This is a genomic window from Cohnella sp. CFH 77786, from assembly GCF_019400745.1.
Classification (GTDB): Bacteria; Bacillota; Bacilli; order Paenibacillales; family Paenibacillaceae; genus Cohnella.
On record NZ_WJIB01000001.1, the window covers coordinates 44,186 to 61,071 of the forward strand.

The following is a 16,886-nucleotide window of genomic DNA, read 5'->3' on the forward strand; positions in this document are numbered from 1 at the left end:
CGTTACACAGCCGCTTCCGCCGCCGTTTCGCCGACAATCGCTTCCGCGCGGATATACCAGGTCTGCGGCGTCGTGACGCGTACCTTCACGAATTCCCCGATCAATTCCTTCGGTCCTTCGAAGTGGATCAGCTTGTTCGAACGCGTCCGGCCCGACAGAACGCCTGCCTTCGTCTTGCTCTCGCCTTCGACGAGCACTTCGACTTCCTCTCCGGCCAATTCCATGTTGCTCTCAAGCGACAATTCGGCGATCAGCTCGTTCAGCCGGAGCAAGCGTTTCTGCTTCGCTTCGTACGGCACGTCGTCCGCCATGTCGGCGGCCGGCGTTCCCTCGCGCGGCGAGTAGATAAACGTGAACGCGGACGCGAACTTCGCCTCGCGCACGAGCGACAGCGTCTCCTCGAACTGCTCCTCCGTCTCGCCGGGGAAGCCGACGATGATGTCGGTCGTCAGCACGGCGTTCGGGATCGCGGCGCGGATTTTCCGCACCAGCTCCAGGAATTGCTCGCGGTTGTACTTGCGGCTCATCCGCTTGAGCACCTCCGAGCTGCCCGATTGCACCGGCAAGTGGATGTGTTCCACCAAGTTGCCGCCTTTGGCCAGCACTTCGATCAGATGGTCGTCGAAATCCCTCGGGTGCGAAGTCGTGAAGCGGACGCGCGGGATGTCGATTTTACGGATGTCGTCCATCAGATCGCCGAAACGGTAGTTCCGGTCGGTGAAATCTTTGCCGTAGGCGTTCACGTTCTGACCGAGCAGCGTGATCTCCTTGAAGCCCTGGCGCGCCAGCTCGCGGACCTCGGCGATGACGTCCTCCGGAAGGCGGCTGCGCTCCTTGCCCCGCGTGTACGGAACGATGCAATACGTGCAGAACTTGTCGCATCCGTACATGATGTTCACCCAAGCGCGCAGCCCTTCCCGCTTCTTCGGCAGGTTCTCGATGATGTCGCCTTCCTTGGACCACACCTCGACGACCATTTCCTTGCCGAAATGCGATTCCTGCAGCAGGTGCGGCAACCGGTGGATGTTATGCGTGCCGAAAATGAGGTCGACGAACGCATGCTTCTGCATGATCCGGTTCACGACGGAGGCTTCCTGGGACATGCAGCCGCAGACGCCGAGAATGAGCTCCGGCTTCTCCGTCTTCAGCGTCTTCAGGTGCCCGAGCTCGCCGAACACCTTGTCTTCCGCGTTCTCGCGGATCGCGCACGTGTTGAGCAGGATGACGTCCGCTTCGGTGCGCTCTTCCGTGGCGGCATAGCCCATTTCTTCGAACAGTCCGCGCATCACTTCGGTATCGTGCTCGTTCATCTGGCAGCCGTACGTATAAATCAAATATTTTTTGCCAGTCCCGAGGTTTCTCAGATGTTCCGGCACGGCGTCTTCATAGTGCACTTGGATCTGTTCCTTGCCGCGCTGTTTCTCTTGCCGGTAATCCGGCTCCGAAACGATATGGATATCCCGTCCGTTCAGACGGATCGTTCGTCCGCTTTCATCCTCGGAAATGACCTTGGCGCCGGAGAAGTCAAAATATTTGCTGTAGTCTTTGTTCTCTTTGGCCACAACCATTTCCTCCTTCTACTAGGGAGTTTGACGTCTAATCGGGAGTTTGCGAGAGCAAACTCTCCCCGCTTATAGCGTCGGGCTCGGCCAAGCGGCAGACGCCCGCAAATGTCAATCCCACGTATTATACCATGAAGACGCGGGGTCTGCCATTGGGGAAAGGATGACGGTTATGCCAAAATCTCGCCGAAATCGCCGGTGGAAACGCCCGCCGCATTCCCTTCGTCCGTATCGATATGCATGTCGAGCGCGAAATGTTCGGAAACCCGTGCCAGTACGTTGTCGAAAATGACGCCGCGCTCGCCGCCCACCCGCACCTGCAGCCGCTGCTTGTCCCGGATGCCCCACTTGTCCGCGTCGGAGGTGTGAAAATGGATGTGGCGCGCGGCGACGATAACGCCTTTGTCCACCGTGACCTCGCCGGCCGGTCCGACGATCCGGACGCCGGGCGTGCCCTCGATGTTCCCGGATTCCCGGACCGGGGCGTCGATGCCGAGCGCGAAGGCGTCGGTGCGCGATATTTCCAACTGCGTGAGGTTACGGGCCGGTCCGAGAATTCGGACTTTGGAAAACGAACCTTTGGGGCCGTAAACGGCCACCGTCTCGTTCGCGGCGTACTGGTTCGGTTGGGACAGCGGCTTGAATTCCGTTAAACTGGCCCCCGGTCCGAACAGCGCTTCTACATGTTCCTGCGTAAGGTGAATGTGGCGCGCGGAGACGCCGATCGGCACTTTTTTCGTATCGTCCATCTGTTCCGTCCTCCTTCTTTCTCCCATTGTAACGCAAGAGGCGCGCGGGTCCAAACCCCGCGCGCCTCTACAAGGCCGGCCGATCGTCGATTATTTGAATTCGGTCAACAATTTGTCGAAATCGGCACGGGACAGCTCCAGCTTCTGCTTCGCGAGTCCTTGCTCCTTGAAGCCGACGGCCAGGTCTTCATACGACTTGCGGTTTTTGTCCTGGTAGATCAGGCCCGTGAGCATTCCGTTCGTCTCCATGATTTTGTTCATGGCCGCGACGCGGTTCGACGGATCGTAATCCGGGAACTGCTCGAGGTTGACGATGTTCTCCTTGAACCAGTCGTACGTGTTCACTTTGTTGAACGTGACGCAGGGGCTGAACACGTTGATCAGCGAGAAGCCTTGGTGCTTGATGCCTTCTTCGATCAGGGAGGTCAGCTGCTTCAGGTCGCTGGAGAACGACTGCGCGACGAACGTCGCTCCCGCGGACAGGGCGATCTCGAGCGGAGACAGCGTGGACTCGATCGAGCCTTCCGGCGTCGATTTCGTCTTGAAGCCTTCGGCGCTGCGCGGGGACGTTTGCCCTTTGGTCAGGCCGTAAATCTGGTTGTCCATGACGATGTACGTGATGTTAAGGTTGCGGCGGATCGCATGGACCGTATGGCCCATGCCGATCGCGAAGCCGTCGCCGTCGCCGCCGGAGGCGATGACCGTGAGCTCGCGGTTGGCCAGCTTGACGCCTTGCGCGATCGGAAGCGCGCGGCCGTGGATGCCGTGCAGCCCGTACGCGTTAATGTAACCGGAGATCCGGCCGGAGCAGCCGATACCGGAGATGACGGCTACCTCTTCCGGCTCGAGGCCTACGTTAGCCGCCGCACGCTGAATCGCCGCCTGTACGGAGAAGTCGCCGCAGCCCGGGCACCAGTTCGGCTTGACGTTATTGCGAAACTCTTTGAATGTCGCCATTTTAGTTCAGCTCCTTGCAGGCTTTGTAGACTTCCGAAGGCAGGAACGGCGTACCGTCGTATTTCAGGACGTTCTCGATCTTGTCGTGATAGCCGATGTTCTGCTTGATGAGGTTAGCCAGCTGTCCGGTTGCGTTGTTCTCGAGAACGACGACTTTCTTCGCCGACTTCAGATGCGGTTCAAGCTGTTCGCTCGGGAACGGGAACATTTGGCGAACGGTGACGTGGCCGGTTTTGACGCCGTCTTTGCTCAAGCGTTCGCGGGCTTCCTCGATCGTGCCGCCGGTCGATCCCATGGCGACGATCAGGATGTCGGCCGCCGGCTCCTCCGCATGGACCTTCACGGCGTTCGTGATGCGCAGCGACTTGATTTTGCCGAGGCGTTTGTCCATCATTTTCTCGCGGTTCAGCGCGTTTTCCGACGGACGGCCTTCCTGGTCGTGCTCAACGCCCGTAACGTGGTGGATGCCATACTTCATGCCGGGCAGGACGCGCGGCGAAACGCCGTCTTCCGTGAACTCGTAGCGCTTGAACATCCGGTGCTCTTCAAGCGGCGGCAGTTCGCCTTCGATCAATTTGCCGCGGTTGATCTTGATCGAATCGTAGTCCAGCATGTCGCAGGATTGCTTCCCGAGGGAAAGCTGCAGGTCGGTCGCGACGATGACCGGAATCTGGTATTGCTCCGCCAGGTTAAACGCTTCGATCATGTCGTAGAAGCATTCTTCGATCGTGCTCGGCGCGATGACCAGTTTCGGGATTTCGCCGTGCGTGCCGTAGATGAGCGCGTTGATATCGGATTGCTCCTGCTTGGTCGGCAGGCCCGTGGACGGACCGCCGCGCTGCGTGTCGATGATGACGAGCGGCGTCTCGGTCATGCCGGACAAGCCGATCGCTTCCATCATCAGCGCAAGACCCGGACCCGCGGACGCGGTCATCGTGCGCACGCCGCCGTAGTTGGCGCCGATCGCCATCGTGACGGCCGCGATTTCGTCTTCGGTCTGTACGACCGTGCCGCCGAATTTAGGCAGCTTCTTGATCAAATATTCCATGATTTCGGAGGCTGGCGTGATCGGGTAAGCGGACATGAGCCGGCAGCCTGCCGCGATCGAACCGAGCGCCATCGCTTCGTTGCCGATCATGAACAGCTTCTGCACGCCGTCGGCCGGCTCGAGCTTGAACTCTTCAAGCGGTCCTCCGGCTTGCTCCAGGACGAACTCGGAGCCGCGGCGCACCGCTTCGATGTTCTTCTCGACGATGGCAGGTCCCTTGCGTCCGAACTCTTCTTCCACCGCTTTGTTGAACACTTCGATCGGCAGGCCGAGCAGCGCCCAGGACGCGCCGGATGCCACCATGTTCTTCATGAGCGAAGTGCCGAGCTCTTCCGCGATCGCCGTAATCGGTACCGCGAACAGACGCGCCTGGATGCCTTCCGGAAGCGTCGGGGAGAATTTGGCGTCGGCGACGACGACGCCTCCGGGACGCAGCTCGCCCGCGTTCAGGTCGATGCTCTCCTGGTCGAACGCGACCAGAATGTCCAAGTCGTCGGAAATCGCGCGGATCGGTTTCGTACTGATACGGATTTTGTTGTTCGTATGTCCGCCCTTGATCCGCGAGGAAAAGTGCCGGTACCCGTACAGGTAGTATCCCAGCCGGTTCAGCGCGGTGGAGAAAATCCGGTCGGTACTCTCCACGCCTTCCCCTTGCTGGCCGCCAATTTTCCATGACAGTTGACTGATCACAATGTCCATCTCCTTAATCTTCGTGTGACGATTTTTCGACAATGGAATCATTATAAATTTTTTACATTGACCAAATAAATTTTATGATTCGCTCTTCCAAATTGCAAGCTATAATAACCGAAATGAAAGATAGTTCTTTTCGATGGAATCAATGCCAAGATGAGAACGATGTAAGGCGAAAAATTCAGTTTGGGAGATTTTTTGCGAAAAACCGCCTTGCGTTTCCCCCCATAAACCCGCGGACCTGCTCTTCCGGATAACGTTTGAGCAGCGCGTTCGCGAGCGCCGGATACTGCCCGGGATTCGCCAGACCGCGCACGTGGCGTTCGACTCCGTCAAAATCCGATCCGAAGGCGACATGGCGTGCCCCCGCCAGAGAGCAGACGTATTCGACATGCCGCAGGATGTCGTCGATCCGGGCGGGCTCTTGGGCGGTGAGGAACCAGGGCACGAACGTGACCCCCATGATGCCGTCAACCGCGGCCAGCGCCCGGATCTGCTCGTCGGTCAAGTTCCTGGCTTGGGAAGTAAGCGCCCGGGCGTTCGAATGGGAGGCGAAAAAAGGCCGGCTCGCGAGATCCGCCAAATCCCAGAACCCCCGGTCGGACAAGTGGGATACATCCAACAGGATACCCAAAGCCTCGCACTCCGCAACCAGCTGTTTCCCGGCTTTCGTAAGCCCCCCTCCCCGAGGTTCGGTCGCGCCGTCGCAAGCCCAATTGGCATGGTTCCAAGTCGGCCCGAGCAAACGGAGCCCGAGACGATGCAGCAGCCGAAGCGCCCATAGGTTCCCTTGCAAGCCGTCGGCGCCTTCGAGCGAGAGCAACGCGCCGATTTTGCCGGGGAACGCGGCCGTGTCCAAATCGGATGAACGGGTTACGGGACGCAATTCCGGGTGGGAAAGCACGCCGCTCCAATACAACTCTGCGGCGCGGAATACGGACTCCGGGTTTTTGGGCAACGAGTCGGGCAGGTAAAGCGCGAAAACTTGCAGGGCTACGCCGCCCTCTTTCAGTCTCTCAACGGTGACGTCGAGCCGGTCGTCCGGCTGCAGCAGGCTAAGTCCGGGATGCTGTAGCATTTTGCTGATCACGTCGCAGTGAAGATCGGCCGTATACATCCGGATCCCTCCTCGCTTGGTCCCCCAAAACAAAGTCCTCCATCCGCACAAAAAAAACCCGCCGCGCGTCTTCGGGATTCGGCAACGCGGCACGGGGCTGCGGCCGGCATCAAGAACGCTGGCAGGTCGGCGGCTATTCGATTCCGTTTCTTTTTAGCGGGGCTCTACGATCAGCTTGATGGCTGTGCGATCCTCCCCGTCGATGACGATATCCGTGAAAGCCGGGATGCAAATCAGGTCTACCCCGCTCGGGGCGACAAACCCGCGTGCGATCGCCACGGCTTTAATCGCCTGGTTCAAAGCGCCGGCTCCGATCGCCTGAAGTTCGGCGTTTCCTCGTTCGCGTAGGACGCCCGCCAGTGCGCCTGCAACGGAGTTTGGATTGGATTTTGCGGAAACTTTCAAAACGTCCATGTCCAGTACCTCCTCTAGGGACAACCGGTCGCCATGCGGGCATGATCGGACCGACTGCAACGGAATCAAAGGATAGGCTCACTATCGGATACTATTCGGTGAGCCGTGCGAAAATTCCTTCTTTCCCGGAGGGAGGAACGGTTTAAATTGCAGAAATTTTTAGAATATTAGCTGGCAATCCAAGAATCCTCATCCGTGCGGATCAATTGAACCTTCTGCGCATGGCCGGTCGCCTCGTCGATTTCGACGAATACGCCGCTCAAGATCCATTTACCTTCGCTCACGACGAAGCGGGAAGGCATGCCGGTCAGAAACCGGCGAAGAACGCCCTCTCTCTCCATGCCCAGCACGCCGTCGCGAGGTCCCGTCATCCCGGCGTCCGTGACGTATCCCGTTCCCTCAGGCAGGATCCGATTGTCGTTCGTCTGGACGTGCGTGTGCGTGCCGACGACGAGGGAAGCGCGACCGTCCAAATACCAGCCCATCGCGATTTTCTCGCTCGTCGCCTCGGCGTGGAAGTCCACCAGCACGTTTTTGGTCCGCTTGCGCAGCTCGGGGAGCAGCTCGTCCGCGGCACGGAACGGGCAATCCGACGGCGGCAGGAACGTCCGGCCGATCAGGTTGACGACGGCGAGCTCCTTGCCGTTCCCCTTGACGATCATCGCGCCCCTGCCGGGCGTGCCCGGAGGCAGGTTCGCGGGTCGGACGATGCGGGACTCGTCGTCGATGAAATCGAAGATTTCCCGGTTGTCCCACGTATGGTTGCCCATCGTGATCCCGTGGACCCCCCAGTCGTATAGATCGCGGGCGATGGCGGCATTGATGCCTCGGCCGCCCGCGGCGTTTTCTCCATTGGCGATAATGATATGTGGACGGTATTTCTCCTCGATCCAAGGCAGCAGCCGTTTGACGGTTTCCCGTCCGACGTTGCCGACGATATCGCCGATAAACACGACGCGCATGACGTAATATCCCCTTCCCTTAGTTTAGTCCCCCAAAAGTGACGCGAAGCTTCGAAGCTTATTCCGATTCCTTTTGGGGGAGCCCCCGGATAAAGCGGCTAAGTAAAAGGAAAAGTGGCTGCATCTGCCGCAGCCACTTTTCAGCATTCCCTGCATTCCAGGTTTTATTTCGCGTACTCGACCGCGCGCGTTTCCCGGATCACGGTAACTTTGATATGACCCGGATAGTCCAGCTCGCTCTCGATTTTCTTCGTGATGTCGCGTGCCAAACGGAACGCTTCCGTATCGTCGATCTTCTCCGGCTGCACCATGACGCGAACCTCACGGCCCGCTTGAATGGCGTACGATTTCTCCACGCCCTCGAACGATTCGGAAATGTCCTCGAGCTTCTCGAGCCGTTTGATGTACGTCTCGAGCGTCTCGCGGCGCGCGCCTGGACGGGCCGCGCTCAGCGCGTCGGCAGCGCCGACGAGCATGGCGATGACCGAAGTCGCTTCCACGTCGCCATGGTGGGAGTGGATACTGTTGATGACGACCGGATGCTCTTTGTACTTTTTGCCCAATTCCACGCCGATCTCGACATGCGAGCCTTCCACTTCGTGGTCGAGCGCTTTGCCGATATCGTGCAGCAAGCCGGCGCGTTTGGCAAGCGAAACGTCTTCTCCCAGCTCCGCGGCCATCAGTCCGGTCAGATAAGCCACTTCCATCGAGTGCTTCAGCACGTTCTGGCCGTAACTTGTCCGGAACTTCAGGCGGCCCAGGATTTTGATCAAATCCGGATGAAGACCGTGCACGCCGACCTCGAAGGTTGCCTGCTCGCCATACTCCCGAATCCTCTCGTCCACTTCCTTGCGGGATTTCTCCACCATTTCCTCGATGCGGGCGGGATGAATGCGTCCGTCCGCCACCAGTTTCTCCAGCGAAGTTCTCGCGATTTCGCGGCGAATCGGATCGAATCCCGACAGGATAACCGCTTCCGGCGTGTCGTCGATGATGAGGTCGATCCCCGTCAGCGTCTCCAACGCGCGGATGTTGCGGCCTTCGCGGCCGATGATGCGGCCTTTCATTTCTTCGTTCGGCAGCGAAACGACGGAAACCGTGGTCTCCGCCACGTGATCCGCCGCGCAGCGCTGGATAGCGAGAGAAATGATGTCGCGTGCCTTCTTGTCGGCTTCTTGTTTCGCTTCTTGCTCGATATCCTTGATCATTTGCGCGGTTTCGATGCGCACTTCCTGTTCGACCGTCGACAAAATGAGCTGCTTCGCTTCTTCCGTCGTCAGGTTGGAAATGCGTTCGAGTTCCGCCACTTGACGCTTATGCAGGATTTCGATTTGTTCCTGGGATTCTTCGACTCGTTTCTCTTTGTTGGCGACCTGCTCCTCTTTGCGTTCCAACGCTTCAAGTTTCCGATCCAGCGACTCTTCCTTCTGCAGCAGCCGCCTTTCCAGGCGTTGAATTTCGTTTCGGCGTTCGCGAATGTCGCGTTCCGCTTCGTTACGGAGCTTATGCACCTCGTCTTTGGCTTCCAGCACCGTTTCTTTCCGAATCGCTTCCGCGTCTTTCTTCGCGCTTTCGACGATTCGGCGGGCTTCCTCATTGGCGCTGGAAATTTTCGCTTCCGCAATGGATTTGCGTACGACATAACCGATCCCAAAGAAAAGCGCGCCAACAACGAGAACGATCAAGACCCAGATCCAGGTGTCCACGATGGTCTCACCTCCTCGTTGCATCACCAAGGCAAACGCTTGGGATACTTATGAAATTGTGGGTTGCCGGTTTCCAAACCGTTTACTTTCCATGTTGGCAAAGCAGTAAAAAGGGTCGAAAAAACGCGTTCCGAATCATTTTTTGGAAGGAAAAACGATTCGGGATGGGAAGATGGAATACAGACTCATTGTAGCTTTAGCCAAAATGAGTTGTCAAGCAAGCGCGGAGAACCGGAAGCGGCTTCCCGTCGGCTCGTCCGGTCCAACCGTCGCTTGCGGTCCGCGAATGCGGACGTCTACCAATCCCCGCCGCCGATATCGTCCTCTTGCTGCGCATCCGCTTCCGCTAAAACGCGATTCAACGCCGATCGGACGACGCCGTTCGGGTAGCCTCTCCTCAATAGAAATGCGGTCAGCTTCATCTTCCGCTCGCGAAGCTCGCCCTTCCACTGCGGCCACTTCTTGCGGGCCAGCGCGAATGCCGCCTCCAGTTCCACGTTCGCGTCCAGTTCGCCGAGCGCCTTGTCCGCATCTTCCTTCGCTACCCCGCGCTGCAGCAGCTCCTGGCGGATGAGCCTCCGGCCTTTGCGCTGTCCGGCCGCGCGCTGTTCCGTGTACCGCCTGGCATACGCGGAATCGTCAAGCATGCGGCGAGACTGCAGACGTTTCAGGCAGCTTTGGATCACGTCCGCGGGATATCCCTTTCGCTTCAGCGCATCCGAGAGCTCCTTGCTCGTACGCGCTTTGCGTTCCAATATCGAAAGCGCTGCGCGGTAAGCTTCTTCCTGCGCTTCTTTCCGCCGCAGCGTTTCCCACTCTTCGGCCGATAACCGCCGTCCCTTGAGCAAACGCATTTCGACGAGCGTGTCTTCGTGAACCGTCACGACGGTTTCCCCGCGATCGGCAGCAGCCGCTTGCACCGCATCAGCCATCCAGGCATCGACTTCGGCATGCCAATCTCCGGGAACCGCGGCGGGCGGGTTTGGCTCTGGATCCGGTTCCGCCGCCTGATACGTGCCCGAATCCTCGTCCGCTTCCCGTTCTCCGTGCAAACGAATCGCGATCCGGTACATGCCCGGCTGCTTCGGAAACGTCTCGACCGAGATCACTTCCGCTTCCGCAACGTTGCGGATCCATTCCGAACCGGATTCTTCGCCAATATGCCGATCTCGCTCCCGTTTGCCGCCCGCCGTTCTGCTTACCTTTCCCTTCCCGTATTCCTTCACCGGTAATCAACCCCGCTTCTAAACAAAAAAGCGGCAGGGACGCTGCCGCGATTCCGCATTGCTTATTCATCGAATTCCAAATCGTCTTCATCGTCGGCCGCCGCGAACGCAGCCGGCTTCGCGTTCGCGGCCTCGCTCAAGGTCGCTTCGCGGATTTGCTTCTCGATCTGCCAGGAGATTTCGGCGTTGTCCTTCAGGAACTGCTTGGCGTTCTCGCGTCCTTGGCCCAGCCGTTCGCCGTTGAAGGAGAACCACGCGCCGCTCTTCTGGACGATATCCATCTCGACGCCGATGTCGATGATGCTGCCTTCCTTGGAAATGCCTTCGCCGTACATGATATCGACTTCCGCCTGCTTGAACGGTGGCGCCACCTTGTTCTTCACGATCTTGATGCGGGTCCGGTTGCCGACGACGTCGTTGCCTTGCTTCAAAGATTCGACGCGGCGGACGTCCAAGCGAACGCTGGCATAGAACTTGAGCGCGCGTCCGCCGGGGGTTGTCTCCGGGTTGCCGAACATCACGCCGACTTTCTCCCGCAGCTGGTTGATGAAAATCGCGATCGCCTTCGACTTGCTGATGGCGCCGGACAGCTTGCGCATGGCCTGGGACATCAGCCGCGCCTGCAAGCCGACGAAGGAATCGCCCATATCCCCCTCGATCTCGGCTTTCGGCACGAGCGCCGCGACGGAATCCACGACGATGATGTCGACCGCCCCGCTCCGTACGAGCGCCTCCGCGATCTCCAGCGCCTGTTCCCCGGTGTCCGGCTGGGAGAGCAGCAATTCGTCGATGTTGACGCCCAGCTTGCTGGCGTACAGCGGATCGAGCGCATGCTCGGCGTCGATGAATGCCGCCTGCCCGCCGGCGCGCTGTACTTCGGCGATCGCATGCAGGGCGACCGTCGTCTTGCCGGAAGACTCCGGTCCGTAGACTTCGATAATTCTTCCGCGCGGGAATCCGCCGATTCCGAGCGCGATGTCCAGTGCAATCGAGCCGCTCGAACACGTCTCTACTTGCATTTGGGTGTTCTCTCCGAGCTTCATGATAGAGCCTTTACCGAACTGCTTCTCGATCTGGCGAAGAGCCATCTCCAATGCGGCGCGACGATCCGACAACACACCCACATCCTTATCCTCTTTAATAATTTCATCATAGCCGTTTTCCTATCGTTTGCCAAGCATTTTAAGAACATTTGTTCGATTATTCTGCGAAAAAGAACCGCAGCAAAGTATTCTTCGCTACGGTTCTTCCGCAACTTTCAACAAAACTTTACCATACTCCCGGATCGTTGACAACCCTTTGGGTGAAAATTTTCGTCCCGGCGGGACATAATGAGGCCAGGTTGGTGATTCGCCAATATCCCGCCCGCCAGGCGATTGAACGGAACTCAGTTCCGCTATTCCGCCGATATCCCGCCTGCCAAGCGATCAGTTCCGCTATTCGCCTATATTCCGCCTATTACAGCCGCGTGCCCATGCCGTCACTCCCGACCCGTCAGCGCCAGCCACAGCCGGTACAGCGCGCGCTTCGACGCGCGCAGGCGAATGCCTTCCCTGTCGCCGGACAGCTGCAGCTTCTCCGTCCGGGCCGGCTTGCCCCGCTCCGCCAATCCGACGTATACGAGCCCGACGGGCTTGCCTTCCGACGCCGCGGGACCGGCGACTCCGGTCACGGAGACGCCGAAGTCGGCGTCCAACGCGGCCCGGGCGCCTTCCGCCATCGCGGCCGCCGTTTCCGCGCTTACCGCTCCCGGCGCGCCATCGCCTTCAAGCAGCGCAGCCGGCACGCCGAGCAACCCCTGTTTGACCGCGTTCGTATAGCTCACCACGCCGCCCAGAAACGCTTCCGAGCTGCCCGGCACCGACGTCACCATCTCCGCCGCCATCCCTCCGGTACAGCTTTCCGCCAGCGCCAAGGTGGCGTGTCTCGCAAGCAACAGCCGCACGACCGCGGTTTCGAGCGCGATATCCTCTTCGGCGTACAGGAACCGATCCGTCCGTCGGCGTATCTCCGCCAGCGTCGACTCCATTTTCCGCGACGCTTCCTCGGCCGAAGACGCTTTGGTCGACACGCGCACCGCAACTTCCCCTTCCTTCGCGTACGGCGCGAGGGTCGGATCCGTTTGCTCCCTGACCAGGTCGATCAGCAAATCTTCGAGCGCGGACTCGCCGATTCCCGCAAAACGGAGCATCACCGAGTGAAGCGTGTCCGCCGCACCTATCAGCCCCTTCAACCACGCCGATGCGTCTTCCTCGAACATCGGCTTCATTTCCCTTGGCGGTCCGGGCATCAGCAAGTAATGCGTTCCTTCCGCGGAAAGGGCGTTGCCGACCGCCAGTCCGGTGCTGTTGCGCAGCGGCGTCGCGCCCTCCACCAGCATGGCCTGCTTGCGGTTGCTCTCGATCATCGCGGCTCCGCGCCCGGCGAACATGTCCGAGATCTTCCGCATCGTCGGCTCGTGGATGTGCATGCCGCGCCCGAGATAGGCCGCCACCGCGTCCCGGGTCAAATCGTCCATCGTCGGGCCCAGCCCGCCTGTAAACACGAGCAAATCCGCCCGAGTCCGCGCCAACTTGATCGTTTCGATAAGCCGGTCCATGTTGTCGCCGACCACGGTCTGATAATAAACGTCAATGCCCAGCTCCGCCAAACCCCGGGACAGAAACTGGGCATTCGTATTGACGATTTGACCGAGGAGCAGCTCCGTGCCGACCGACACGATTTCCGCTCTCATGCTCATGCGTTCCGGCGCACCTCTTTCTCAGCCGGTCCGGACGGGCCCGCCGGGGGATCCGAAACCGGAATGAGATTTTTGTTTTTGACGAAGTAATCGACCCCGGAATACACCGTGATCAAGACGGCCGCCCAAACCGCGATCAGGTCGATGGGGACGTTGATGAAGTTGAACGGAAAATTGTTGATCAAGAGCACGATGATCATCGCGATCTGGATCGCGGTTTTCCACTTGCCCCATTGGCTCGCGGCCACGACGGTTCCTTCCAGCAGCGCCACCTGGCGCAGGCCGGTTACGGCCCATTCGCGGCTGATGATGATGATGGCAACCCAGGCGCCGAGTTTGCCCATTTCGACGAGCGAAATCAACACCGCGGCCATGAGCAGCTTGTCGGCCAGAGGATCGAGCAGTTTGCCGAGGTTGGTGACGATTTTGCGTTTGCGGGCGATGTAGCCGTCCAAGCCGTCGGTGCTGGCTGCGATAATGAACAGCAGCAAGGCCACGACCTGGTTGTAAGAAATCGAATAGTCGCCGATGACGAGAATGCCCAAGTCCAAACGGACCAGCAGCACGAAGGTGATGATCGGGACGATGAAAATACGGGCCAGGGTAATCTTGTTGGCTAAATTCACGCGATTCCCTCCCCTGACAAATCGTATTCGTAAGCGTGCGTAATGCGAACGCGCCGGATTTCCCCGATTTCCGAGCGGCAGCCGGTAATGTAGACTTCGCCGTCGATTTCGGGCGCGTCGAATTGGCTGCGGCCGACGTAGACATCGCTTCGGCCGTCATAGCGCTCCACCAGGACTTCCAGCACCTTGCCGACGTATTTCGCGGAATTCTCTTGGGCGACCTGGCGCTGGATTTCCATCAGGAGGTTCGCTCGGGTTTCTTTTATCTCTTCCGGCAGCTGGTCCGGCAAGCGGCTCGCCGGCGTATCTTCCTCCTGCGAGTACGTGAACACGCCCAGTCGGTCGAATTTCATTTCCCGCACGAAATCGCACAGCTTGGCGAAATCCTCTTCCGTCTCGCCGGGAAATCCGACGATCATCGAAGTCCGCAACGCCACGTCCGGAATGCGCGCGCGGATTTTGGAGACGAGCTCGCGTACGTCCCGCTGGCGGCCCGGCCGGCGCATCCGCTTCAGGATCGCATCCTCGCTGTGCTGCAGCGGCATGTCGATATATTTGCAGATTTTCGGATTCGAGGCGATCGTTTCGATCAATTCGTCCGTGAAGAAACCCGGATACGCATAGTGAAGGCGCACCCATTCGATTCCTTCGACTTCGGAGACCCGGTTCAGGAGCTCCGGCAGCTTGAAGCCCTCATAGAGATCCGTCCCGTAATTGGTCGAATCCTGGGCGATCAGGCTGACTTCCTTCACGCCTTGCGCCGCCAAGCTGGCCACTTCGGCTACGATCGATTCCACCGACCGGCTTCGGAATTTGCCCCGCATGATCGGAATGCTGCAGAACGTGCAGGCATTATCGCAGCCTTCGGCGATTTTCACGTAAGCGGTATGGCGCGGCGTCGACAGAAGGCGCGGCATGTTCTCTTCATAAGTAAAGACGGGGTTGCCCACGTATACCGGTTTGCGTCCGCGCAGCGCCTCGTCGATGATATCGTTGATCTTGTGAAAATCCCCGGTGCCGACGATTCCGTCGATTTCCGGCATTTCTTCCATCAATTCCTGCTTATAGCGCTGCGTAAGGCATCCGGATACGATCAAGGCCTTCAGCCGTGCCGTTTCCTTAAGCTCCGCCAGATTCAGGATCGTACCAACCGACTCTTCCTTGGCGGCGTCGATGAAACCGCACGTATTCACGATCACGACCGTGGCGTCTTCCGGCTTCTCCACGAGGGTATACCCCCGCTGGTGAATCAGGCCCGACATGATCTCCGAATCGACCAAATTTTTCTCGCAGCCGAGCGTGACGACGCTGACTTTCTCCGGCATCGGTGACTTCCCCCAAACGTTCGTCCATTCTTGTCCCCAACAGTATAATCCAAGCCCCTATACGTGTCAAAAGGCGCCATGACCGACGTTTCGCGGGATTTCCCATCTTCTGGAGCGCCTGGTGACGAATAGACGATGGTTGCTTAGCGATAGTTGGTAAATTGCAGCTCCAACGAGAGATCGGCACCCCGCAGCAGGGACATGGCGGCTTGCAGATCGTCTTTGCTTTTGCCCGTCACGCGAATCTGATCTCCTTGGATCTGGCTTTTCACCTTCAGTTTGGAGTCGCGGATGAGGATGTTGATTTTTTTGGCGTTCTCCTGATCCACGCCTTGGCGGAGCTTAATGTTCTGCTTCACCGTACCGCCGGAGGCCGGCTCGATCTTGCCGTAATCGAGATTGCGGATCGGCACGCCCCGTTTGAGCAGCTTCGTCTGCAGGATGTCGATGACGCTCTTCAGCTTGTAATCGTCATCCGAGCGGACGACGATCTCTTCCTTCTCCAGTTCGATGCTGCTCTTGCTGCCTTTGAAATCGAAACGGGTTTCGATTTCTTTCATCGCTTGCGTGATCGCGTTTTTGACCTCTTCCATGTCGACTTTCGATACCACGTCAAAAGAATATTCCGATGCCAAGGGACCGACTTCCTTTCCGACTGTGCCTATTTTTCCTACATTATAGCATGGGGCGCCTGCCACCCAAAATCCAGCCTTCTCATTCAATAATAAAGACCCTCCGAAGAGGGCCATACCGCCGTAAGAGCCGAATCGCCTAATCACTGGGCGGCAGCCGGAGTGAAAATGTAGCGCACCCGGTTCGCCTTATCCCCGTCGTCGAAAAGCGTTCCGTCGATCGTGATTTTGGCGTTATCCGCCCGCCCGATATTAACGTACAAGGGCCCCGTCATATCGAAATACAAAGTCTGTGGCGTATCGGCGGCTTTGATCATTTTGCTGAAAAGGGATTTACCGGTTCTGCTCTTCTCGTTCACATCGATCCAGCAGTCTCCCGTCACTTCAATTTGCAGTTTGTGCGCACCCCCTGGGGCTACGTCGATGTAACGCATCGTTTTCGTCGCTTTTGTCTCGGTAAACGTAACCGGAGTCGCGCTCGGCGTCGGGCTCGCGGATTCCGTCGGCGTCACGCTCGGCGAAGCGGAAGGCGAAGGAGTGACTTCGGAAGGCGTCGGCGAAGCGATTTCCGTCGTGATCGGACCGTTGTTCACTTCGTTCGGCTTCTTGTCCGCGTTTTGCTGCAAGTAAATATAGATGACGGCCACGATCAAGATCGGAAACAGCCAGAGAAGCAGCGTAACCGAAACTTTGCCCCAGCGGTCGTTGTGCTGGGCGCTGCGCCGGCTCTTCTTTATCATGGGCTCGACGGGCGCGGATTCGGGCGAGGCGGGCTTCGGAAGCTCCTTGTGGTAAAGGCGAAGCACTTCTTCGGCGTCAAGCCCGACCGTTTCGGCGTAGGTTTTGACGAAGGCGCGCACGTAGAACGATCCGGGCAGCACTTTGTAATCGCCGGACTCGATCGCTTCCAGGTATCTTTTGCGGATCTTGGTGGCTTCCTGGACGTCGTCCAGCGTATAGCCGCGCTGCTCCCGCGCTTTGCGCAGCAAGGCTCCCAAATCGGACATGACTTTCACCTCCTGTGGATTCTGCGATGAAGCGTAGTGCGGCGGGAGTTCGAGCGGGGAGAGTTTGACGAAGTCAAACCCCCTATTACACGTCAAACTCCCTATGTAGCGGTGAGCGTTTG

Annotated in this window: 15 protein-coding genes; all 15 read right to left on the reverse strand. The window is 58.7% G+C overall.

Features of this window, described 5'->3' with window-relative positions; all coding sequences use genetic code 11:
• Positions 1-2: 2 nt before the first annotated feature.
• Positions 3-1,562 (reverse strand): tRNA (N6-isopentenyl adenosine(37)-C2)-methylthiotransferase MiaB, encoded by a 1,560-nt coding sequence (gene miaB, locus GE107_RS00230; protein ID WP_219637394.1) that lies wholly within the window; start codon positions 1,560-1,562, stop codon positions 3-5.
• 170 nt (positions 1,563-1,732) lie between these two features.
• The gene (gene pduL / locus GE107_RS00235) at positions 1,733-2,311 is read right to left on the reverse strand and encodes a phosphate propanoyltransferase (RefSeq protein WP_219637395.1); all 579 of its coding nucleotides are present in this window, start codon (positions 2,309-2,311) and stop codon (positions 1,733-1,735) included.
• 90 nt (positions 2,312-2,401) lie between these two features.
• Positions 2,402-3,268, reverse strand: coding sequence for a 2-oxoacid:ferredoxin oxidoreductase subunit beta (locus GE107_RS00240; protein ID WP_219637396.1), 867 nt, complete (start codon positions 3,266-3,268; stop codon positions 2,402-2,404).
• A 1-nt stretch (position 3,269) separates the two neighbouring features.
• On the reverse strand, positions 3,270-5,006 hold the full coding sequence (locus GE107_RS00245) for a 2-oxoacid:acceptor oxidoreductase subunit alpha (RefSeq protein ID WP_219637397.1): 1,737 nt from the start codon (positions 5,004-5,006) through the stop codon (positions 3,270-3,272).
• A gap of 184 nt (positions 5,007-5,190) precedes the next feature.
• Positions 5,191-6,126 carry a dipeptidase gene (locus GE107_RS00250; RefSeq protein ID WP_219637398.1) on the reverse strand — a complete coding sequence of 312 codons (936 nt, stop codon included), beginning with the start codon at positions 6,124-6,126 and terminating at the stop codon, positions 5,191-5,193.
• A gap of 153 nt (positions 6,127-6,279) precedes the next feature.
• Positions 6,280-6,540 (reverse strand): stage V sporulation protein S, encoded by a 261-nt coding sequence (locus GE107_RS00255; protein ID WP_007430104.1) that lies wholly within the window; start codon positions 6,538-6,540, stop codon positions 6,280-6,282.
• Between the two features lie 167 nt (positions 6,541-6,707).
• Complete coding sequence (locus tag GE107_RS00260; RefSeq protein ID WP_219637399.1) at positions 6,708-7,502, reverse strand: TIGR00282 family metallophosphoesterase; 795 nt, start codon at positions 7,500-7,502, stop codon at positions 6,708-6,710.
• 164 nt (positions 7,503-7,666) lie between these two features.
• Positions 7,667-9,232, reverse strand: a complete 1,566-nt coding sequence (gene rny, locus GE107_RS00265) for a ribonuclease Y (RefSeq protein ID WP_255570110.1) — start codon at positions 9,230-9,232, stop codon at positions 7,667-7,669.
• Between the two features lie 272 nt (positions 9,233-9,504).
• Entirely contained in the window at positions 9,505-10,434 is a 930-nt protein-coding gene (locus tag GE107_RS26945) for a regulatory protein RecX (protein ID WP_219637401.1), read from the reverse strand.
• Between the two features lie 62 nt (positions 10,435-10,496).
• Positions 10,497-11,549, reverse strand: coding sequence for a recombinase RecA (recA, locus tag GE107_RS00275; protein WP_219637402.1), 1,053 nt, complete (start codon positions 11,547-11,549; stop codon positions 10,497-10,499).
• A 365-nt stretch (positions 11,550-11,914) separates the two neighbouring features.
• Entirely contained in the window at positions 11,915-13,168 is a 1,254-nt protein-coding gene (locus tag GE107_RS00280; RefSeq protein WP_219637979.1) for a competence/damage-inducible protein A, read from the reverse strand.
• A gap of 2 nt (positions 13,169-13,170) precedes the next feature.
• Positions 13,171-13,800 carry a CDP-diacylglycerol--glycerol-3-phosphate 3-phosphatidyltransferase gene (pgsA, locus tag GE107_RS00285; protein ID WP_219637403.1) on the reverse strand — a complete coding sequence of 210 codons (630 nt, stop codon included), beginning with the start codon at positions 13,798-13,800 and terminating at the stop codon, positions 13,171-13,173.
• A complete protein-coding gene (rimO, locus tag GE107_RS00290) occupies positions 13,797-15,125 on the reverse strand; it encodes a 30S ribosomal protein S12 methylthiotransferase RimO (RefSeq protein WP_219637404.1) in 1,329 nt (442 codons plus the stop codon). The genes pgsA and rimO overlap by 4 nt, the downstream gene beginning before the upstream one ends.
• Positions 15,126-15,268: 143 nt before the next feature.
• Positions 15,269-15,760: a YajQ family cyclic di-GMP-binding protein gene (locus GE107_RS00295; RefSeq protein ID WP_219637405.1), complete on the reverse strand. Its 492-nt coding sequence runs from the start codon at positions 15,758-15,760 to the stop codon at positions 15,269-15,271.
• Between the two features lie 140 nt (positions 15,761-15,900).
• Positions 15,901-16,764, reverse strand: coding sequence for a helix-turn-helix domain-containing protein (locus GE107_RS00300; protein ID WP_219637406.1), 864 nt, complete (start codon positions 16,762-16,764; stop codon positions 15,901-15,903).
• Positions 16,765-16,886 lie beyond the last annotated feature (122 nt).